Here is a 19,863-nt window from a genome sequence, read left to right on the forward strand (position 1 = left end):
TTCAGTGACGTGCGCGCGGGGCGATTAGATCCTGGGCGACACTCTGCGTGAATGCCTCCCATGAGTAGTTCTGTGCCACCATGATGTGCCCTGCCTCGACTAAGCGTCGGCGCAACGACACATCGCCAGCGAGCCGCCCCAAGGCATCGATGACCTCGAGCGTCGTGTCGGCGCAAAGACCCGTCACGCCATCGACGATGGTGTGTTTCGGAGATCCCGCTCCCCATGCGACGACAGGCAACCCAAGGGAAAGCGCATCCACGATGACTCTCGACATGTCTGCGTCGGTGTCCGTCGTGACTACGGCATGGAACCCGTATGTGTCGACCCCGGCGAGCCCGCCCGGAAAGATCCCAAGGTAGTTCTGCGCTGGATTCAACGCCCCGGGCGGAACCGCGCATCTTGCCTCCAACGGCATGAACACAAGTTCGAGAGGGGTATCGGTGTCGACAAGCTCTGTGCTCCATCCTCGATATAGCGGTTGCATCTCTTCCTGCGCCGCCGCGATGAGCACTCGAAATGGGTTGTGACGCGTGAAGAACTCGTTGGTATACGCACGTGTGCCGCGCGCGAGCTCGATTGGCCGGGAAGCAGACGGCTGCTCGTGGACGAGAATTTCAACACCTGCGCCGATGACACGTGACTTCAGAGTGTCCGCACCCGCCTGCGAGTCAGCGATGACGGTGATGCCATCGGGAATCGCTGTGGCCGGCTCCAGTGCGCCTTCGAGAGCGATCACCCGCGTTGCGGAGACCAGTTCCGGAAAGCGTGCGGCGGCGTCCGCCAGTACAGGGGCGGACGCGATGGCGAGCGAACAGTCGACAAGCATGACGAGTTGCGCGAGGAAGCGCGCACGGAGTTCAGCGCTCCAGCCCTTCCCGTGCAGATCAAGATCCAGATACCTGATGCTTCCGGGTATCACGTCATGGACGGTCATCGATGGGTCGTCGACGGCGAGGATAGCTGTCCGTCCGGAGTATCCGGAGAAGGCGTCCAGCGCCTTGGCGTAGTTGAGCGCGCGTCTGCCTTCAGCGTGAAGGTCAAGCCATCCGACCGCAACGACGGCAGCGGTATGCTCTCCGAGGTTTGTGACAGCCGCGACCAGCTCTTGAGAATATCCGTCGTCGCGAGCGACTCGCATGTCGTTCACGTGCAGGCTGTTTAGCCCCTTGAGAGCCGATGGGTTCGCGCGAATCGCGGCCTTGAAAGTCGACCGGTCTACGATGTGGTGGATGCCGTCGCGTAGCCCAAGGCGCTGTGACGCACGCCGAGATACCGCCTCGACGAGTCGTCGCATCGCCCGGCGCGAACGCCCGCCAATCACACTGCCCGAGGGCACTCGGCCAAGTGACGGTGGCGCATGCGCATCAGGCCGACGGCCGCCTACGGTGGTGCGCGCCATCAGAGAGGCGAGGTCGACTCCAGGAATGACGGCGCGGGACGGGTATGTGCTGCCATTGATCGATGAGTCGCGAAAGCAGGTCGTTGCTGGTGCCACAACGTGTGAGACTCCGGAAGCGCTCGAGTGCACTGCCCAGAACCATATGAGATCCGCAGGCGTCCGTCCTCGCACTTCCCCCCGGTCTAGGTGGTCCGCAAGGAGTGGCTTTGTCGTCATGACGGGCCCCTGCCACGGCATGCCGGCGAGGAGTTCGAGATATGTGATGGGACCGGAGTCTGAGGACTCGTTGCGCCAGATCTGCGTGACATCGTCAGTAGGGACGACGTACTCCGGGTATACGGCTATGCGTGCTGAACCGGCCGCGTCGATCATCGAGAGCGCCGCGCGCGCGAACTTCGCGGAAATGAGGTCGCCATCGTCGATGAGGCATACGTGGGTGCCCGTGGCTCCGTCGAGCGCGCGAGCCAATCGGTCTTCCTTGGGGAGCGACTCCTCCGGTAAGGTTCGAACGTTTGCCCTCGTGTAGGTCGGCCACCGCCTCTTTGCATACTCGAGCGCGGCTTCTGGGTGGCCGCCGACGAGAAGGACCTCTGAGGTCAGTCCGTCGGAACGCAGTCGTTCGGCGACGTCGAACAGGGCGGCAACCGTCGGCCGTGCGAAGGAGCGACGAGGGTTCGCGATGAGAACGAAGGTAAGATGTGGCCGGGTCATCGCGGAACGAACACCGACCATCCCTCACGCCGCTGCACGATGCTCGCGACGACGCGACGGGCGCATACGATGGCGTTGAGGCGGTTCAGCACACGTCCAGCGTAGTCAACGCTGTTCCGGACCGTCGCATGAAGCCGACAGGGAGATAAGGCGTGCCCAAACCGCACCTCGTGGACCTTCAGATACTGCGCGACACAGCAGGTTTCATCGGCGTGGTGGAAGGTCAGGAGCTCTTGCCGTTCGACGTCAAGCGGTTCTACTTCATCGGAGATGTTCTCCCGGGCGCGGTCCGCGGGTCGCATGCGCACAAGACCCTCGATCAACTGATCATCGCGGTCTCCGGAAGCGTGACGATCGAGCTCGACGATGGTCGCGAAGTGGAAGAGTTCACGCTCGCCGGTCCTTCCTCTGGACTAGTCGTTCCGCCGGGCTACTGGCGGACCTTGCGCGACTTCGCAGCACACACCGTCGTCGGAGTACTGGCCTCAGCAACCTACGACGAGACGGACTACATCCGGGACTACGACGACTTCTTGGAGTGGGCACATGGAAGATGAGGTCCCCTTCTACGACCTGGCATCACTGGTGGCGAAGCGGCGGTCGGATCTCCTCGACGCCATCGAGAGTGTCGTCGACTCCGGTATGTTTATCGGCGGACGTTATGTCGAGGAGTTCGAGCAAGCGTTCGCGGAGTCGGTGGGCGTAGAACACTGCATCGCGGTCGGCAATGGTCTGGATGCGCTCCGCATTTCGCTCGAGTGCGCGGGGGTCGGGCCTGGTGATGAAGTCATCGTGCCCGGGTTCACGTTCTATGCGACATGGCTCGCGGTACTTCAGGTTGGGGCTCGCCCTGTGCCGATCGATGTCGATTGGATGACAGGATCGATGGATCCAGCCCTGCTCGATGAGGCGATGTCGGCGCATACGCGGGCTGTTCTTCCAGTTCATTTGTACGGAATCCCGGCGGACAATGAACGGATAAGTGCTTTGGCGGCGGATCGCGGGGTGCCCTTCATCGAGGACGCCGCTCAGGCTCATGGGGCATCAGTCGGAACGCGACCCGTTGGTTCCTGGGGTATCGCCGGAGCATTCTCGTTCTACCCCACGAAGAACATGGGGGCGCTCGGCGACGCTGGTGCGATCGTGACGAGCAGTAGCGAATTGGCAAACCGCGCCCGTAGCCGCCGTTCGTACGGCCAGGGATCGACGAAGTACGATCATGTGGACACTGGCTGGAACAGCCGAATGGATCCAATTCAAGCAGCCATCCTGACAGGCGGTCTGAAGCGGTTGCCGGCGGACAACTCCTGTCGCCGCGACATCGCTCGAACCTATCTCGATGCGCTGGCGGATGCCCCGAGCGCCGTCGTCGGTGCACACAAATTTGAATCATCGGTGTGGCATCACTTCGTGGTGCGGGCTACCGACCGTGATCAGTTGCGAAACTATCTGGCGTCGCGAGGAATCCGAACCGATGTTCACTATCCGTACGCCTTCGACACGCTTCAGCCGACCCGCGCGACGCTCGAATCAGGCGCCGATCTTCCCGTCTCGCGAGCATTTGCCAAGAGCGTGCTTAGCCTCCCGATCGGTGCGTGGATGACGAGTTCTCAGGTAACGCTCGTTGCCGAAGCGCTTTCGTCGATCCCTCGAGAGTTGCTGGCGAGGGCTGAGCTCTCCTGAATCAGCGCGAGCTGTTCTGCCAGCTCATCCGTGCGGGCCCGAATTATTCGATCGTCATCCTCGCTGCCACCGAGTTGCTTCAGTAGGCACGCCCGCTCTGTTGCAAGGAACGCCATCTGGCGCGCGGGCGATCGAGTGAGGCTGGTCGCTAGGACACGGTAGTTCGTCACTACTCCCGGCGCGTACTCCGCCGAGTAACGCTGCGTGAGCCGAAGCCACATATCGTAGTCCTCGAATGACAGGCTCTCATCGTATCCCCCGACAGATACGACTGCTGCTGTGCGCATGAGGATTCCCGGCGCAGGAAGAATGTTCGCTTGCAGAAGCGTTCGGTGGAGCCTTTCGCGGTGGTGAGATCCGGTCAGTCCGAGAAGGCGGGCACCGATGTCGTGGTAAGCGAGCGTGATTCCCCCGGCGTCGACCTCGTGAATGTCGCTCACCACGAACGCGACGTCGTCGCTCGCGTTCGCAAGCGCGGTTGACTGCCGCTCCAGCCGCTCCGGCTCCATCCAGTCATCAGCGGAAATATGACACAAGAACCGACCGCGTGCGATGCTCAAGGCATCATCGAGCGCAGTGCAGACACCCCCATTCACGGTTCGAGGTATGAACTCGAACCCTGGATCATACCGATCGAGCCACGCCGATATGACGGCTGCCGATTCATCAGTCGAGTGGTCGTCGACGATTACGACCTGCTCCGCCGCGCTCGTCTGGGATGCGATCGAGGCAAGGCATTGCTCTGCGTAAGCCTGGTGGTTGAAAGACGTCACGACGACGGTGACATCTGTACTCCCTCTTCGCACAGCATATTCTCTCACGAGCGGCGATGCCGTCGGCGCCGAGGGGTGAGGCTGCAGTGCGCTGTTGCGAGCGAGTCGCCCCGCGTAGCGCTCATGGATTCGGCGGTTCGTGTCCCGCCGCGTATCCAATCAGCCGAGCCGGATTCCCTACGACAATAGCGTAGGGAGGCACATCGCGAGTGACCACCGCGCCCGCGCCGACCATCGCGGAGGTCCCGATCCGCACGCCCGGAAGGATGACAGCTCCCCCTCCCACGGACGCGCCAGACTCTACGACAGTCCGAGGAAACCGGTCCGGGTATTGTTTGCTCCTTGGAAATCGATCATTGGTGAACGTTGCGTTGGGGCCGATGAAGACATCGTCTTGGAGCTCGATTCCGTCCCACAATTGAACGCCGCTCTTGACCGTGACTCGGTCGCCGACAATGACATCATTCTCGATGAAGACGTGGTCATTGATGTTTACGTCTTCCCCGATCGTGGCACCGGCAAGAACGTGCGAAAAGGCCCAGATCGTCGTGCCATCTCCGACCGAGTGTGAATCACATATCCCCATCGGATGCACGAACGGTGGATTCTTCATGATTGTTCCTGTAGACAGATTCAGTTCAACAGGCGCATCTCTTGGCGCATGTCGGTGTTCTAGCGCGGGCCCGAAGTGGCGCTCGTCGACTCGTCAAGACTGCCCGACTCGCTCGTCTGCTTCAAGTCGTTGAGTCCACCCAGACTCTGGGGGTGCTCGAGCGAGCCGTAGGATGGAACAGTCAAGACATGCGGAGGTTGAATGGTGGCTCGACGGATTCTGATCGCGGGCTTCGGCACAGCGGGTCGTAGCCTGGCGGAAGATGCCGCAAGAGCCGGTGATCTGGTTGTCGGCTACCTTGACGACGACCCCCGCAGTCCCCAAATCCTGGGCGGGCTAGATGACGTCGAGCGCGTCGCTGCAGATAACGCCGTGGACACGGTGTACTTCGCCATTCCCTCCGCTCCAGGTGAGGTCGTACGCGACTTCGCCGCTGCGGTCACTCGTGCCGGCGTCGAATTGGCGATCATTCCACGCACGTACCGCATCGTCTCGCGCGAGCGTGTATCCGTGTCGGACCTCACCGATGTCGACGTTCTGGACTTCGTGGGCCGTGCCCCCGTCAAGCACGACATGATGCATGCGCACGACGCCATCCGCGGGAAGCGGGTGCTCGTGACCGGTGCCGCCGGGTCGATCGGCTCGCGCATCGTGACACAGCTCGACGCGCTCGACCCCGAGCTGATCATCGGCGTGGATCGATCCGAACCCGGGATCTTCCATCTCGGACAGCAGCTCGGCCACGATCCGTCGCGCGTCTTGGAGATAGCCGACGTGCAGTCCGAGTCGAGAGTCGCGCAGCTCATGAGCTCGTATCGCCCGCACTACGTGTTCCATGTTGCCGCGTACAAACATGTGCCGCTCATGCAGCACAATCCCGTCGAAGCCTTCAACAACAACGTGTGGGGCACGCTGAACGTCATGACACAGGCGGCAGCGGCGGGTGTCGAGCAGGCCGTGTACGTCTCGACGGACAAGGCGGTTCATCCGACGAACGTGATGGGCGCGACCAAACGCATCGGTGAGCTCATCGTCGCGGACCTGGCGGCCTCGGGCGCATCGACGCGGTTCTGCGGGGTGCGCTTCGGGAACGTGTTGGAGAGCGAGGGAAGCGTCATGCAGACATTCCGTCGCCAGCTCCAGAACCACCGCAATCTGACCGTCACCCATACCGACATCACTCGCTATTTCATGACGATCGATGAAGCTGCACAGCTCGTCATCCAGTCCGCCACGACCGGCCGACAGGGAGAGCTCTTCGTCCTGGACATGGGCGAGCCGATTCGGGTCTATGACCTAGCCCGGAGTCTTATCGACGCTGTCGATCCCTCGCTCGACATCGACATCATCGGCCTGCGCCCCGGCGAGAAGATGTACGAGGAGTTGTCATATCAGTCGAGCACCGTCGACGCGACGACGCACCCGAAGATCTTCGTGGTCACCGAGGCGAGCGGCCACACCCCCGGCGAGACGGTCGTGTGGGCTCGTGGACTTCTCGATGCGACCCGGAATCACGCCATCACCGGTGAACAACTTCGAGCGCAGATGCGCGACTTCGGGTTCACGGCACTGCAGTGAGTGATCTCGTCACTCCCTCTGACCGCATCCTGGTCGTCGGGGCGAGTGGACCGATCGGTCGTGCAGTCGTTCGCATGGCACAAACGAACGGGATGAACGCCACTGCGGCATCACGTCGAGGACCGACAGTCCTGGATGTCTCGGATCCCCTGACGGTCGCACGGGTCATCGCGACGGCGCATCCGGACGCGCTCGTGTACCTCGTCGGCACTGCTCAGTCAACGTTGGAGCGCGATCGTGAGGCCGCCGTCGACCGGATGCGCACGGTGGTCGAGGCGGCCGTTTCGGCAGGCGCAGGTCGCGTGGTCCTTTCGTCGTCAGCCGCGGTGTATGGCGACCGAGCCGATACTCCGCGAGGGGAAGACACGGAGTTGGCCGGTCTCACACCCTACGCGTTGGAGAAGATCGCCCTGGAGGAGGCTCTCGACGCCCTCGGCGGCACGCTGGGCGTCTCGACGGTCAGCCTGCGGATCTTCAATGTCTTCGGAGAGGGCTGCCGCACATCATTGATCAATGCGCTCAGGGAAGGACCGAAACCGACCCTCGGACTGACCGATCTATTCGTGCGTGACTACGTGCACGTGGACGATGTCGCCGAGGCCGTTGTTCGCGCGGTCCGACGAAGTAGTGTCACGGGATCGATCAATATTGCGCGCGGCATCGCGGTCGACAACCTCATGCTCGCGGCGGCTGCGCCGGGTGCTTTCGTGCCAGCTCCCGGTGGTCCGGCCTCTTACAGCGTCGCCGACGTCAGCAAGGCGGGCCAGTCGCTTGACTGGCGTGCGCGCGTCGACCCCCTCGATTATCTTCGGTCGCTCCGGGCGCAGTGAGGCGCAACGGCGGCGAGCGCTCTAGGGCTTGTTCGCCACGGTTTGCGCCGATCGTCGAATCGTCTCGACCGCTGCGGTCACATGCTGTACGGCGTCGGTGTCGGTCGCCGGCCGCATCTCGATCGAAACGTACCCCGCATAGCCGATGTGAGACAGAGCGCGCAACGTCGCGGGATAGTCCACTGCCGCATCGTCGAGTTGTGCCAGATAGGGTGCGCTGATGTGAACGTGTCGGAGGAGGCGACCGGCATCTTCAATCGCTACGCGGGGGTCGTCTCCCGCAAGCAGCATCCCTGCAGCATCGAGGTGGAGCCCGAAGCCGTCTCGGTCGACATCCTCGACGAGGCGCCGGCCGGTGGAAGCGTCCGTGACGAAGTTGCATTCATACGCCTCGGGGTTGGGCTCGATGCAGAAACACACATCGTGTCGTCCGGCGTGCTCGCCGATCCGGCGGAACACGTCGACGGCGACCTCCCACGCCTGGTCATTCGACATTCCGTCCGGGACGCGGCGCTGCTTGGGCGAGCCGAACACGATGCGTCGGGTGCCCAGACGCGCGGCCAGCTCGATGAACGATTCGGACACCTCGATCAAGTCTTGACGAGCAGCGTCATCGCCGAAGAGCCTCAGCTCGGGGCGGTTGAAGAGGATCGACTGGAACGCCACGATCTTGACTCCGAAGGCGCCCCACCAGCGACGATAGGCGTCCACGTCCTCGTCGGATACTCGGGTCGGGTCCTCGAAGACCTTGGTGGGAGCAATCTCCACCGCCCTGACATCGAGTTTGCGGAGTGCGTGAGCGACCCGCTCCTCGTCCTCGGCGGCCCACGCGATGTTCGAGACCGCCAACGACTCGTCCAGAACCGTCACTTGCCACCTCCGCGCACGAACGCCTGCACGTCCGACACCACGTCCGCCTGCGAGTAGAGGTACCCGTCGTCTCGTCCCCATAACTGCGAGTGAATCGAACGAACGTCATATTCGGCGGCGACGATGTCCGTCGGCCGGTTGTCGAAGGGAATGCCGAGCGCCTGCTCCGCGAGGTCGCCCGTTCGGATCGGTTCGGATGTGATGTTCACGAGAGGGAGCCCGGCGTCCACGATTCGACACAGGTCACCCCAGAGACGGGGCAGGCCGTAGTACTGGAAGGATCCATCGGCATGGATGCGCTCGAGCGCATTGTCGTGCAGCAGGTCGTAGATGACGTTCTTCTTCAGCCCGGGTCCGAAGAGGCCCGGCAGACGGACGACGTGCGTGGTCGGGAACTGCCGGCGCACGAAGTCCTCGAGCTCGAGGCGGTGCGCGCCGTAGGGGTGGAGGCCTTGGACCTCGATGTGGGTCGATTCGTCGACGTCGCGCGGGGTGCCGTAGACGTCGACCGTCGAGATGAGGATGACCCGATCCGCCTCGATGAGGGAGAGGTGATGCTCGAGTTCAGCGATGTGTGCCGCGTCGGCCTCGGGGTCCTGATTGATACGCCACTTCTCTGCTCGGGCTGCGCTGAAGACGACGAGGTCGAAAGTGCGACCGTGCGCCTCCGCGATGTTCGCTGAGTTGAACTCGTAGTCGAACGTGTGTGATCGCCGCAAGTTCGAGCCGACGAAGCCGCTGTAGCCGATCAGAGCGCTTGCCATGTCAGGCCTTCCTTTCGGGTCGATATCGGTACCGTCCGGCGACGGCCTTGAAGAGGATGCGCAGCACGTGCGCGTTCCCCCGGACACCCTTGATCTTCGTCGGCACCTTGCCACGCGGGTAGACACGTTCGACTGGGGTCTCGATCAGGCGCATATCGGGGCGGCGACCGGCCTCGATCGCCAAGTGATAGTGCAACTCATAGGTTGAGAAGACGTCGCGGAAGACGGCTACGTCTGGGTCGGACAGCAGACGCGCGCTGTATCCGCGGAATCCGTTCGTGGTGTCGGTTTGCCGGTGCCCCGAGGCGAGCGAGATCAAGGGAGCATGAAGCAGCTTGACGGCGAGCATGCGACTCGGTGGCGTGTTCACGGCACGGCCGCCCCGGATGAAGCGCGACCCCTGCACGTGATCGAAACCAGAGTCGAGGAGGCGAACGAATTCCGGCACAGCCTCGACACCATCCTTGCCGTTCCCATCGACGGTGACGACGCCGCGGTATCCTTCCGCGAGTGCGAAATCGAACGCCATCCGCATCTGCGCACTGAGCTTGCCCGCGCCGGTCTTGGTCAACAGCGCCGTGACCTCGGTTTCGCGCAGGTAGGGTTCATCCAGCGATCCGTCATCGCTGCCGCCGTCCGCGATGATGATGTCGACAGTCTCGGCGAGTGCCTTCATCCGTGCAAGCTGACGCCGCACCTTCTCGCCCTCATTGATCACGAAGACGACCACACAGTGCTCTCGGGCTTTGGGGCGGAGTCGCAGCACATCGTACGTCGGAACCTGGCGCGCGCCGGATGACGGTGCGTGGGACGAGTCAGACGACATTGTGCCTCGTCTCGTCGGCGATCGTCTGGTCGCTCACGAGCTCCTCCATGATGAAGTAGGCGGGCTCGCGGCGGGATTCTGCGAGCAGTCTTCCCACGTATTCCGAGATGATCGCGACGGCGATCGACAAGAACAGAAACATGATGGAGATCTGGAGGCTCGTCGTGGTCCAGCCACGTGCAACGTCCGGCACCGAGAAGTAGACGACCACGACGTACACAGCGTAGAGCAGGTTGATGATCGCGACCGCGACGCCGAGGATCGACATCACTCGGAGAGGGTGCACCGAGTAGCTGGTGACCATCTCCACCGCCTCGACGATGGCCGCACGCAGGTGGCGGGGCCGTTCCCTTCTGCGGATCTGGGTGTAGGGGAGGTCCACGATCATGAACCCCACATGCCGCATCAGATGCCGAAGGTATCGGTACTGTCTTGAGCTGCTCAGGACTGAGGTCAAGGCGCGACGGGTGAACGCCGTGAAATACGTCGCGTCCTCGGGGATCTCGACTCCGAGAGATCGCGAGTTGTAGCGGTAGAACGCTCGTCGTCCGATGCGCTGGACAAAGCCGTGTGCCCGCGCCTGAGGCGCGAGTCCCTGAACGATGTCTGCTCCGTCGAGCAGGGCCTCCACGAAAGCCGGTATCTGATCGATCGGGTCGACGTCCGCTTCGAGCACGACGGTGTAGTCGCCGATGACGCTCTCAAGCGCGCTGAACACGGCCGTATCGTAGGGAAATGCGCGGGCGAGCCGTAGAACGCGCACGCACGGCACATCCCGGAGCACGTTGTGGATCGCGCGCACGGATTCGATCGCCACGCCATTGTCGACCACCACGAGCTCGTAATTCGTGTAGTGCTGATCCAGCAGGCTCTGCGTGGCGCGGATGAGACCCTCCACGTCGCGCGACGTGGAATCCACGACGGTCACGACGCTGACGAAGACATCCTTCTTCTGGGAGATGGGTTGGGCAGTCATCGGAATCGTCCTTGCAGATCGAGTTGTGCGAGGCGGTGCAGCACGTCGTCGATGTTGTCGAGCTTGCCGCCGAGCACACAGACATACCCCGGCAGCGATTCGTCTTCGCGGACCACTATAGGTCGGCTGTCAGTGTGGTCGGAGCTCAGCAGAACGGTCTTGACTTCGCGAAGAGAGCCGACGACCTCGGCATCGGCGATGGACGGGAGGTACCGCTTCACATCCAAGATTATCGGCACCTGCGCCGACCTCCGGGAGGACAGTGCCTCGCGCGAAGGCGGAGTTTCGACCGACGACGGAGCAGCCTCCCGCCACCGCTGATGCGGTGTGTAGCGCACGTGCGAGAGGGTGTGCAATCCGCGCGCTGGGAACGGCATGAGTGAGAAGAATGGGCCGTCCATCACGGTGAACGCGATGTCACGCAGTCGCGGCGGAGTGCGCACGAGCAGCATCTCCGCGATCTCATGCTGGACGGGAATGATGTCCAGACCGGATGCTGCGTGAAGCGCATTGACACCGCTGTAGACCGCGGAGAACAGGATTGGGGCGCGCCACCGGCGCCCATCCTCGGTTCGCGCCGCGGGCCGACCCGACGACTGCTCGAGACGCGCGATATCGGCATTGGGCACGACCTCGACCCCAAGCTTGTCCGCTCGGGCGAGAAGCATGTCGCGTACAACGGTGCTGTCGAAGGCCCACTCGGTGACCTCCCACACGTCATCGATGAGCGGCGGCGCCAGAAGTGCTCGGACATCGGCCGGCGCCGGCCGCAGAGGGGCTCCGATGCGCTCGCAGAAGGTCTCGAACGAGCGTGCGTTGACCTTGGACAGCCTCGAGGCGACCGCGTAGAAGTGGCGGAAACTCCTCACGATCGCAGGTGAGAACTCCTCCTCGAAAGCGGCCGCCGTGATGCGGGACCGAGAGCCGGTGAGGAGGCTGCGCGGGTAGTGGTAGCCCATGTGCACGCGGGCCTGGTTGGAGTACGACGCGCGGGACATGACATCCGCTTCGCGTTCGAGCACGATCACACGCTCGGCTCCGAGCTGCTCCCGCGCGTAGAGCGCGATACGAAGTCCGAAGAATCCGGCTCCGACCACGACGACGTCGGCGTCGATCGACCTCACGTCGCGGCCGCACCGTACATCGAGCGGCGCGCGAAGAAGTTCCAGGCATAGACCACGCCCGTGGCGAGGACCTTCGCCAGGATGTAATGCCAGCCGAGGACGTCGACCTGCAACCACATCAGCAACGTGAGTATGCCGAGTCCGACGAGCCCGATAATGGTGAAGAGACCGAAGCGCACCCAGCGGTTGCGCACGTGCGGATCTGAGAAGACCCATAGTTCGGAGAGCACGAAAGTCACGATCAGTCCAGCCGTGAACCCCACCGCTGCCGAGAGCAGATACTCGACGTGCAAAACGCTCGTCAGCAGGACGAGGGTGCCGAAGTCGACAATCAACCCCAGCGCCGCGACCCAGAGATAGCGCCAGGCTTCACCGGCGAGAGCTTTCATGCCGTCGCGTTCTCCAGCTCGAGGGTTCGGACGCGGTCGGCGTCTGCACGCATACGCGCGTGTGGGCGCGCCATCACGGGGAGCCACACAGCCGCGACCAAGATCCCCACGGCGGCGGGAACGGACCGATAGGTGAACCACGTGTGAATCTGTGAGTGGTTGCTGAGCAGCTCATACCAGAGGAGGACGAGCAGCGCAGGTGAAGCGGCGAGCGCGGCCAGCCAGAAGCCCTGAAAGTCGTGTCGCACGACCAAGATGATGGCGGCTATGACCGCCGCCGCGACCGCTGCGGCGAGAACGTAACGGGAGAGCGGGATGGTGGACCACCAGAGCATGACGTTCTTCGACGTCGCCTGTCCCAGGCCGGGCGTGACCGAGGCGTACGACCCCTGGATGCGGAACGCGACGACGGACAGGATCTCGTCGAGCGCGGACTGCCCATACGACGCAACGGCGATGACCCACTTCGCCACCCATGTCGCGCCATAGCCGAGGATCCACCCGCCGACACCAGCACCGAGAGCCGCAAAGAGCGAGCGGAAGTCCCGGCCGTGCGAGAACGCCCGCGTCGCGACGGCACTGAATGCGAACAGCGCCCAGGCGAGAGGAGGATTCAGGAGGAAGTCGACGAAGTTCAGCAGTCCGCCCGCGGCCATGGCGCCGATGACGATCGCGGGTGCCGGATATCTTCCCAGTGCGGCACCGGCGGCCATTCCGAAAAGCGCAACGGAGAAGGTAAGTACGTGCGGATAGGAGTCGAGCGTCTGCGTGAGGATGTTCGTCGAAAGGAGAACGGGAGCGAGTACAGCGACAAGGAGCCATATCGATGAGCGGCGCGCGAAGGCGAATGCGCAAACGACGAATCCGGCCACGAGGAGCACCGCCGATGCGAGGCGAACGGCGCTGACACCTCCGATCGCGAGCATGGGACGCGTCACGACGTTGGATCCACCCCACACCCTCGCGTAGGTCGTGCCATACTCGGCAGGTTCTCCCGCGGCGAGGGCCTTGATGCCCGGATATGCGGTCGAGCACGTGCCGAGGTGCGGGTTGGCGACAGCCCGCGAGAGCGGGCCGGAATCGTCAGCGGGGTTGGCCCAGACCCCCAGCGTCAGAGCGATACATTCCGTGAATGAGTCGGAGATGCCGGCCCATGGGATGTCCGGCGTCCGGTGACCGACGCCATCCTGCGGGAAGTCGCGAGCATCCCACTCGCTGTTGGAGGCATCCCATGCGAGCTTGTTCACGATTCGGGATGTGGGGACCGAGGCAGCCGCGAAGACGAGGGTGAAGAAGACGGCTTGCATCATCAGGAAGACCAGAGCGAGCGCCAGGAGCCAGCGCCAGAACCCGCGCTCACCCCGGATCGCTGCGGCTGAGGCGACTGTCAATCGATGCCATCGGCCGCGCGTCGAGTCGGATGGTGCGATGGTCATCACGATGTGGGGCTCCTGTCCGACCGGCGACCTAGCCTGCCACGGTCAGCAGGGCCTTGCCGATTCTACCTTCCGAGCAAGGTCGCCTCGTCCGCCTGCCTCGCATGAAACGCACATGGGCGTAGTCTCTCCCCGTGAGTGTTGCTGTGAAGCGAGCGAGACGATCCGTAATCGCGGTCGCGTCGGTATCGATCATGACGTTTGTCGTGGGGTGCCTCGTGGTGCTCTCGCCGGCGACTTCAGCGAACGCGGCGGATCTGTCCCAGTTCGTACCGGGCAACATCATCGACGATCCCGTCTTCTATGACGGCAGCGCGATGACGTCACCCCAGATCCAATCGTTCCTCGATCAGAAGATCGGGACTTGTCAGAATGGTCAATGCATCAACATTCTGACGGCGAGTATCTCATCGCGTGCGGCAACCTACTCGTCCAAGACCGGGAACCTCATCTGCTCGGCGATCCAGGGCGGTTCCATGCTCGTCTCCGAGTTGATCTATCGAGTTCAAACCGCGTGTGGGATCTCAGCAAAAGTGATCCTCGTGACTTTGCAGAAGGAACAGGGGCTTGTCACGAACAAGGCGCCGAGCTCGACAAAGCTCGACGCCGCGATGGGGGCGAACTGCCCCGATACAGCGCCGTGCGATCCGGCTTATGCGGGCATTGGGCCACAGATTGTCACCGGGGTGGCTCAGCTCAAGACCTATCGCGCCGCGCAGTTCGCTCGCCAGATAGGCACGTACTACATTCCCTACAGCACGAATTCAGCGTGCCTTGGAACGTATCTGAACATCGCGAATTACGCGACAGCTGCATTGTACAACTATACGCCGTATCAACCGAATGCCGCCTCGCTCGCCGCCGGCTACGGGTTGGGCGATGCATGTTCCACCTACGGAAACCGCAATTTCTACAACTACTTCGTCGATTGGTTCGGCACCACTCGAAGCCTTGGGGTTTACGGACCTATCAAGGATCGTTATGACCTGCTCGGCGGGGCCGCCGGTTACTTGGGCAAGTCCACCTCAGGACAAATCTGCGGACTTTCGAGGGGCGGGTGCTACCAGGTGTTCGAGGGCGGTCTCATCTACTTGAACCCGCAGAGCTACGCATATGATGTAGCGAACCGAATGCGTGCCGGGTGGGGGCCGCAGGCCGAGTGGGGATGGATGGGGTATCCCATATCGGGGACGAACTGCGGGCTCACCGCGGGCGGCTGCTATCAAGTATTCGAAGGCGGCACAGTGTTCTGGTCCCCGGCCACGGGTTCGCATTCCATGAGTCCTAAGATCGGTCAGAAGTACGGCACGCTGAACGCGGAATGGGGTCCCCTCGGCTACCCGGTGTCGGATGTCGACTGCGGGCTGCAAGGCGGCGGATGCGGCATGAACTTCCAGCAGGGGGCTATCTACACATCTCCGAGCGGTAACACGAGCTACGTGGCCCCGCGGATGCTCCCAGGCTGGACAGACCGGGAGCGTGGGCCGCTCGGCTATCCGATCAGCGACACGATCTGCGGCCTCGCGAACGGCGGCTGCTATCAGACGTTTGACAAGGGGCTGATCTACTGGTCGCCGGCCACGGGAGCGGCGGCGATCTTCGGCAGCATTCCCGCGGTGTACGGCACAAATGACGCCGAGTGGGGATGGTTGGGATATCCGACAAGTTCGACGCGGTGCGGCCTTGCGAAGGGCGGCTGCGCGCAGACGTTCCAGGGTGCTTCCCTCTACTGGTCGCCCGCGACGGGGGGATACGCGGTCCGTCCCGAGGTGATGCCCGCATGGACTCCGCATGGAGCCGAGGCCGGTCCCCTTGGCTACCCCACGAGTGCGCCGCCAAAGGGCGGAACCAACTTGACCTATACGCAGACGTTCGAAGGCGGTGTGGTGACCGTAACCAACGGTGTTGGGGTGCTGACATCGGCGACGGACCCATGGGTCACAGCGAAGATCGCGAGTCCGCAGCTGGGAGCCGCGCTGAGTGATGTGCGGTGCGGTCTGAGCCAGGGTGGCTGCTATCAGGTCTTCCAACACGGCTCGATCTATTCGTCACCCGGAACCGGGACGTTCAGCGTCCGCTCGGAAACCATCGCTGTCTGGACTCCTCATGGTGCCGAATCGGGCCCTCTCGGCTACCCGACGGGAAATCCGAGCAGCACTGGGTCGACGTACACGCAGTCTTTCCAGGGTGGCGTCGTTACGGTCACCAACGGCGTCGCGGTTCTCACATCGGCGACCGACCCGTGGATCACCGCGAAGATCGCGAGTCCGCAGCTGGGAGCCGCGCTAAGCGACGTGCGATGCGGTCTGAGCCAGGGTGGCTGCTACCAGGTCTTCCAGCACGGTTCGATCTTCTCGTCGCCGGGGACGGGCACGTACAGTGTCCGCCCGGAGGCGATCGCTGTCTGGGCACCGCTGGGCGCGGAGTGGGGACAGATGGGATATCCGACGAGCAATCCCAGCAGCATCGGGTCGACCTACACCCAGACCTTCCAGCACGGCACGCTGACGGTGACGTCAGGGGTCGCCCACTGGTGACGCGAGGACTCAGAGGGCGAGGTAGCGTTCCAGCGCTGTTGTCACCACTCCTGCCACATATCCCGTCGTCGTGAGCTTGGTGAGATCGAGCACGCTGTTGCGCGGCCGGGGAGCCACTGGGCCTGCGGCGGATGCGAAGTACTCGTCCGTGGACACTCCGGTTACGCGTGCAGGGTCGTGGCCGGACAGCTCGAATACTGACCGTGCGATCTCGGCCCACGACATCGGCTCGCCGCTGCCGGTCAGGTTGTAGACGCCATACGGCGCGCCCGAGCCCAGAAGATGAAGGATGCCGCGTGCGATGTCGTCGGTGAACGTGAGCCGCCCGATCTGGTCGTCGACGACCCTGGGGTCGATGCCGCGCTCGGCGAGGGACGCCATCGTGCGGACGAAGTTCTTGCCCTCGCCGATCACCCAGGACGTGCGGACGATGTAGTGCTTCGGCGTCGTGGCGACCGCCGCATCCCCTGCGGCCTTGGTCTGGCCGTAGACCCCGAGCGGGCAGATCGGGTCGTCTTCGCGATACGGGCGGTCGAGCGTGCCGTCGAAGACGTAGTCGCTCGACACGTGCACCAGCGTCACACCGTTCTCGGCGGCGACGCGAGCGAGCGCCGCGACTCCCATGGCGTTGGCGGCCCAGGCATCCGTCCGCCCCTCCGAGGTCTCCGCAAGGTCGACGGCCGTGTAGGCCGCGGCGTTGATGATCGCGCCGTAGTCTCGCCAGCGGCGTGCGGTCGCAAGGCTGGGCGACTTGAGATCGAGGTCCGCGCGCGTCGCGTAGTCGATGTGCGGCGCGTCGCCGAGTTCGACACGAAGCGCCTTCCCCAACTGTCCGTTCGCGCCGACGATGAGAACCTTGCGCGGCGGAATGGGGGTCACCCCGGCGAGCCGCGGATGCGCGAGATCCTTCGCCGAGATCTCCACCTCGGACAACGGGATCGGCCACGCGATCGCGGCGGTCTCATCGGCGAGGTTCAAGAACGTGTAGGCCGCCTCCGGTGACCAGTGGTCGTTCACGAGGTACGTGTACGCAGTGTCCGGCTCGAGCGTCTGGTAAGCGTTGCCCACGCCACGCGGCACGAGAATCGCGCGCGACGGGTCGATCTCGGCGGTGAAGACGGCGCCGAACGTCGGTCCTTCGCGGAGGTCGACCCATGCACCGAAGATGCGGCCAGTGGCGACGGAGACCCACTTGTCCCACGGCTCCGCGTGGATGCCGCGCGTCGTGCCCACGGCATCGTTGAACGAGATGTTGTTCTGCACGGGTCCGAGGTCGGGAAGCCCGAGCGCGTTCATCTTCTCGCGCTGCCAGTTCTCCTTGAACCAGCCGCGGCTGTCGCCGTGCACGGGGAGCTCCCAGAGGACGAGACCGGGGATGCCGGTCGCGATCGGGGTGAGGTGTTTTCCGAACTCAATCATCACGTTTCGACTCGCTTCGCTCGCTCAACGACCGCGTACGTCACTGGCCCTTCGCGGCGTAGAAGGCCTCGGTGGCGTCCTTCGCGGGCGCCCACCAGTCCTCGTTGGCGCGGTACCAGTCGATCGTCGCGCCGAGCCCCGCTTCGAAGTCGCGGTAGGCCGGCTGCCAGCCGAGCTCGGTGCGCAACTTCGTCGAGTCGATCGCATAGCGCAGATCGTGGCCGGCGCGATCCGTGACGTGATCGTAGGCGTCAGCATCCTGACCCATGAGCGTCAGGATCAGCTCGACGACGTCCTTGTTGTTCTTCTCGCCGTCGGCGCCGATGAGGTACGTCTGGCCGATGACGCCCTTGTCCAGGATCGTGAGGACGGCGGAGGAGTGGTCGTCGGCGTGAATCCAGTCGCGCACGTTCTCGCCGGCGCCGTAGAGCTTGGGGCGGATGCCGCGGATGACGTTCGTGATCTGCCGGGGGATGAACTTCTCGATGTGCTGGTACGGACCGTAGTTGTTCGAGCAGTTCGAGATCGTCGCCTGTACGCCGAACGAGCGGACCCACGCGCGCACGAGCAGGTCGCTGCCGGCCTTTGTCGACGAATACGGGGATGACGGGTTGTACGGCGTCGACTCGGTGAAGCGCTCGGGATCGTCGAGCTCGAGGTCGCCGTACACCTCGTCCGTCGAGATGTGGTGCAGGCGAGTGCCGTGCTTGCGGGCTGCCTCGAGCAGCGTATAAGTCCCGATGATGTTGGTGTCCAGGAACGGCCGCGGGTCGTTCAGCGAGTTGTCGTTGTGCGACTCGGCCGCGTAGTGCACGACGGCGTCGACGCCGCCGAAGAGGTCGTCGACGAGCGCAGGGTCAGCGATGTCGCCCTGGACGAAGGCCACCCGATCTGCGGGGAGCCCCTCGAGGGAGGCGAGGTTCCCGGCGTACGTCAGCTTGTCGAGCACCGTCACGTGGTGGTCGGTGTGGGCGACGACGTGGTGGACGAAGTTGGAGCCGATGAACCCGGCTCCGCCGGTGACGAGCAGGCGAGACATCAACGTCCTCTCTTCAGGAGATCGAGCAGGTAGGAGCCGTAACCGGACTTGACAACGGCCTTCGCTCGGTCCTCGAGCTCTCCGTCGGAGAGGAAGCCCTGTCGCCAGGCCACTTCCTCTGGAACGCCGATCTTCATGCCCGTGCGTCGCTCCATCGTGCGCACGTACTCGGCCGCATCCGTCATCTGGTCGAAGGTCCCGGTGTCGAGCCAGGCGGTGCCGCGAGGCAGCACCTCGACCTGCAGTGATCCTCGCTCGAGGTACGCACGATTGACATCCGTGATCTCGTATTCGCCGCGCGCGCTGGGTGCGAGGTTGCGTGCGATCTCCACGACGTCGTTGTCGTAGAAGTAGAGGCCCGGGACCGCGTAGTTGGAGCGGGGGTCAGCAGGCTTCTCCTCGAGGGAGACTGCGCGCCCGGAGGCATCGAACTCCACGACGCCGTACGCGCTCGGCTCGGCGACCCAATAGGCGAAGATCGCGCCGCCCTCCACATCGGAGAAGCGCTTGAGCCGCGTGCCGAGGCCCGGCCCGTAGAGGAGGTTGTCGCCGAGGACGAGTGCGACCTTGTCGTCGCCGATGAAGTCCGCCCCGATGGTGAACGCCTGGGCGAGGCCGTCGGGCGAGGGCTGCTGCGCGAAGGTGATCGAGACGCCGAACTGCGAACCGTCGCCGAGGAGCCGCTCGAAGTGTGCCGCGTCATGCGGTGTCGTGATGATCAGGATGTCGCGGATGCTGGCGAGCATGAGAGTCGACAAGGGGTAGTAGACCATCGGCTTGTCGTAGACCGGGATCAGCTGCTTCGATACGCCCAGGGTGATGGGATGCAGCCGTGTGCCGGAGCCGCCCGCGAGGATGATGCCTTTCACGCCATCTATCGTTTCACACGGCGC

General features: G+C 63.6%; 18 protein-coding genes. 5 read left to right on the forward strand and 13 right to left on the reverse strand.

Translation table 11 applies throughout. The annotated features are described in order from the left end of the window. Position 1: 1 nt before the first annotated feature. The gene (locus QSV35_RS13225; protein WP_286289252.1) at positions 2-2,134 is read right to left on the reverse strand and encodes a glycosyltransferase; all 2,133 of its coding nucleotides are present in this window, start codon (positions 2,132-2,134) and stop codon (positions 2-4) included. Positions 2,135-2,265: 131 nt separating this feature from the next. Here QSV35_RS13225 and QSV35_RS13230 point away from each other — a divergent pair, with 131 nt between their 5' ends. Continuing rightward, positions 2,266-2,670, forward strand: coding sequence for a sugar 3,4-ketoisomerase (locus QSV35_RS13230; RefSeq protein ID WP_286289253.1), 405 nt, complete (start codon positions 2,266-2,268; stop codon positions 2,668-2,670). Then, the gene (locus QSV35_RS13235; protein WP_286289254.1) at positions 2,660-3,796 is read left to right on the forward strand and encodes a DegT/DnrJ/EryC1/StrS family aminotransferase; all 1,137 of its coding nucleotides are present in this window, start codon (positions 2,660-2,662) and stop codon (positions 3,794-3,796) included. Before QSV35_RS13230 ends, QSV35_RS13235 begins: the two co-directional genes overlap by 11 nt. Here the strand turns inward: QSV35_RS13235 and QSV35_RS13240 are convergent. Continuing rightward, a complete protein-coding gene (locus QSV35_RS13240) occupies positions 3,724-4,569 on the reverse strand; it encodes a glycosyltransferase family 2 protein (protein ID WP_419956841.1) in 846 nt (281 codons plus the stop codon). The two genes, QSV35_RS13235 and QSV35_RS13240, sit on opposite strands and share 73 nt — an antisense overlap. Positions 4,570-4,690: 121 nt before the next feature. Then, positions 4,691-5,182 (reverse strand): acyltransferase, encoded by a 492-nt coding sequence (locus QSV35_RS13245; protein WP_286289256.1) that lies wholly within the window; start codon positions 5,180-5,182, stop codon positions 4,691-4,693. Between the two features lie 510 nt (positions 5,183-5,692). Between QSV35_RS13245 and QSV35_RS13250 the strand changes: the two genes are divergently transcribed. Together QSV35_RS13250 and QSV35_RS13255 are read left to right on the forward strand one after the other, a co-directional pair. Further along, a complete protein-coding gene (locus tag QSV35_RS13250) occupies positions 5,693-6,760 on the forward strand; it encodes a polysaccharide biosynthesis protein (RefSeq protein ID WP_286289257.1) in 1,068 nt (355 codons plus the stop codon). Next, complete coding sequence (locus QSV35_RS13255; RefSeq protein WP_286289258.1) at positions 6,757-7,590, forward strand: NAD-dependent epimerase/dehydratase family protein; 834 nt, start codon at positions 6,757-6,759, stop codon at positions 7,588-7,590. The genes QSV35_RS13250 and QSV35_RS13255 overlap by 4 nt, the downstream gene beginning before the upstream one ends. Before the next feature lie 21 nt (positions 7,591-7,611). Here the strand turns inward: QSV35_RS13255 and QSV35_RS13260 are convergent, their stop codons facing one another. The 7 genes from QSV35_RS13260 to QSV35_RS13290 form a co-directional block, all read right to left on the reverse strand. Next, positions 7,612-8,460, reverse strand: a complete 849-nt coding sequence (locus QSV35_RS13260; RefSeq protein ID WP_286289259.1) for a sugar phosphate isomerase/epimerase family protein — start codon at positions 8,458-8,460, stop codon at positions 7,612-7,614. Then, positions 8,457-9,224 (reverse strand): NAD-dependent epimerase/dehydratase family protein, encoded by a 768-nt coding sequence (locus QSV35_RS13265; RefSeq protein ID WP_286289260.1) that lies wholly within the window; start codon positions 9,222-9,224, stop codon positions 8,457-8,459. Before QSV35_RS13265 ends, QSV35_RS13260 begins: the two co-directional genes overlap by 4 nt. Before the next feature lies 1 nt (position 9,225). Continuing rightward, the gene (locus QSV35_RS13270; RefSeq protein ID WP_286289261.1) at positions 9,226-9,954 is read right to left on the reverse strand and encodes a glycosyltransferase family 2 protein; all 729 of its coding nucleotides are present in this window, start codon (positions 9,952-9,954) and stop codon (positions 9,226-9,228) included. A gap of 85 nt (positions 9,955-10,039) precedes the next feature. Then, a complete protein-coding gene (locus QSV35_RS13275; protein WP_286289262.1) occupies positions 10,040-11,026 on the reverse strand; it encodes a glycosyltransferase in 987 nt (328 codons plus the stop codon). Further along, positions 11,023-12,150, reverse strand: coding sequence for an FAD-dependent oxidoreductase (locus QSV35_RS13280; RefSeq protein WP_286289263.1), 1,128 nt, complete (start codon positions 12,148-12,150; stop codon positions 11,023-11,025). The genes QSV35_RS13275 and QSV35_RS13280 overlap by 4 nt, the downstream gene beginning before the upstream one ends. Beyond that, on the reverse strand, positions 12,147-12,539 hold the full coding sequence (locus tag QSV35_RS13285; RefSeq protein ID WP_286289264.1) for a GtrA family protein: 393 nt from the start codon (positions 12,537-12,539) through the stop codon (positions 12,147-12,149). The genes QSV35_RS13280 and QSV35_RS13285 overlap by 4 nt, the downstream gene beginning before the upstream one ends. Next, entirely contained in the window at positions 12,536-13,978 is a 1,443-nt protein-coding gene (locus QSV35_RS13290; protein ID WP_286289265.1) for a hypothetical protein, read from the reverse strand. The genes QSV35_RS13285 and QSV35_RS13290 overlap by 4 nt, the downstream gene beginning before the upstream one ends. A 131-nt stretch (positions 13,979-14,109) precedes the next feature. On the opposite strand from QSV35_RS13290, the gene QSV35_RS13295 reads away from it, so the two are divergent. Next, positions 14,110-16,512 carry an LGFP repeat-containing protein gene (locus QSV35_RS13295; RefSeq protein ID WP_286289266.1) on the forward strand — a complete coding sequence of 801 codons (2,403 nt, stop codon included), beginning with the start codon at positions 14,110-14,112 and terminating at the stop codon, positions 16,510-16,512. A gap of 9 nt (positions 16,513-16,521) precedes the next feature. Here the strand turns inward: QSV35_RS13295 and QSV35_RS13300 are convergent, their stop codons facing one another. Genes QSV35_RS13300 through rfbA form a run of 3 tightly spaced genes read right to left on the reverse strand, consistent with a single transcriptional unit; the run spans position 16,522 to position 19,839 of the window. After that, positions 16,522-17,931: a sugar nucleotide-binding protein gene (locus tag QSV35_RS13300; RefSeq protein ID WP_286289547.1), complete on the reverse strand. Its 1,410-nt coding sequence runs from the start codon at positions 17,929-17,931 to the stop codon at positions 16,522-16,524. Between the two features lie 40 nt (positions 17,932-17,971). Beyond that, a complete protein-coding gene (rfbB, locus tag QSV35_RS13305) occupies positions 17,972-18,970 on the reverse strand; it encodes a dTDP-glucose 4,6-dehydratase (protein WP_286289267.1) in 999 nt (332 codons plus the stop codon). Further along, positions 18,970-19,839, reverse strand: coding sequence for a glucose-1-phosphate thymidylyltransferase RfbA (rfbA, locus tag QSV35_RS13310; RefSeq protein WP_286289268.1), 870 nt, complete (start codon positions 19,837-19,839; stop codon positions 18,970-18,972). Before rfbA ends, rfbB begins: the two co-directional genes overlap by 1 nt. Positions 19,840-19,863 lie beyond the last annotated feature (24 nt).

This window comes from Microbacterium candidum (assembly GCF_030315975.1).
Taxonomy (GTDB): Bacteria; Actinomycetota; Actinomycetes; order Actinomycetales; family Microbacteriaceae; genus Microbacterium; species Microbacterium candidum.

What these genes read in the sequence shown, in the direction of transcription:
- QSV35_RS13225 (WP_286289252.1), bottom strand. Translation starts at nt 2,134, where the DNA reads ATGGTCGGTGTTCGTTCCGCGATGACCCGGCCACATCTTACCTTCGTT.
- QSV35_RS13235 (WP_286289254.1), top strand. Translation starts at nt 2,660, where the DNA reads ATGGAAGATGAGGTCCCCTTCTACGACCTGGCATCACTGGTGGCGAAG.
- QSV35_RS13245 (WP_286289256.1), bottom strand. Translation starts at nt 5,182, where the DNA reads ATGAAGAATCCACCGTTCGTGCATCCGATGGGGATATGTGATTCACAC.
- QSV35_RS13265 (WP_286289260.1), bottom strand. Translation starts at nt 9,224, where the DNA reads ATGGCAAGCGCTCTGATCGGCTACAGCGGCTTCGTCGGCTCGAACTTG.
- QSV35_RS13275 (WP_286289262.1), bottom strand. Translation starts at nt 11,026, where the DNA reads ATGACTGCCCAACCCATCTCCCAGAAGAAGGATGTCTTCGTCAGCGTC.
- QSV35_RS13285 (WP_286289264.1), bottom strand. Translation starts at nt 12,539, where the DNA reads ATGAAAGCTCTCGCCGGTGAAGCCTGGCGCTATCTCTGGGTCGCGGCG.
- QSV35_RS13300 (WP_286289547.1), bottom strand. Translation starts at nt 17,931, where the DNA reads ATGATTGAGTTCGGAAAACACCTCACCCCGATCGCGACCGGCATCCCC.
- rfbB (WP_286289267.1), bottom strand. Translation starts at nt 18,970, where the DNA reads ATGTCTCGCCTGCTCGTCACCGGCGGAGCCGGGTTCATCGGCTCCAAC.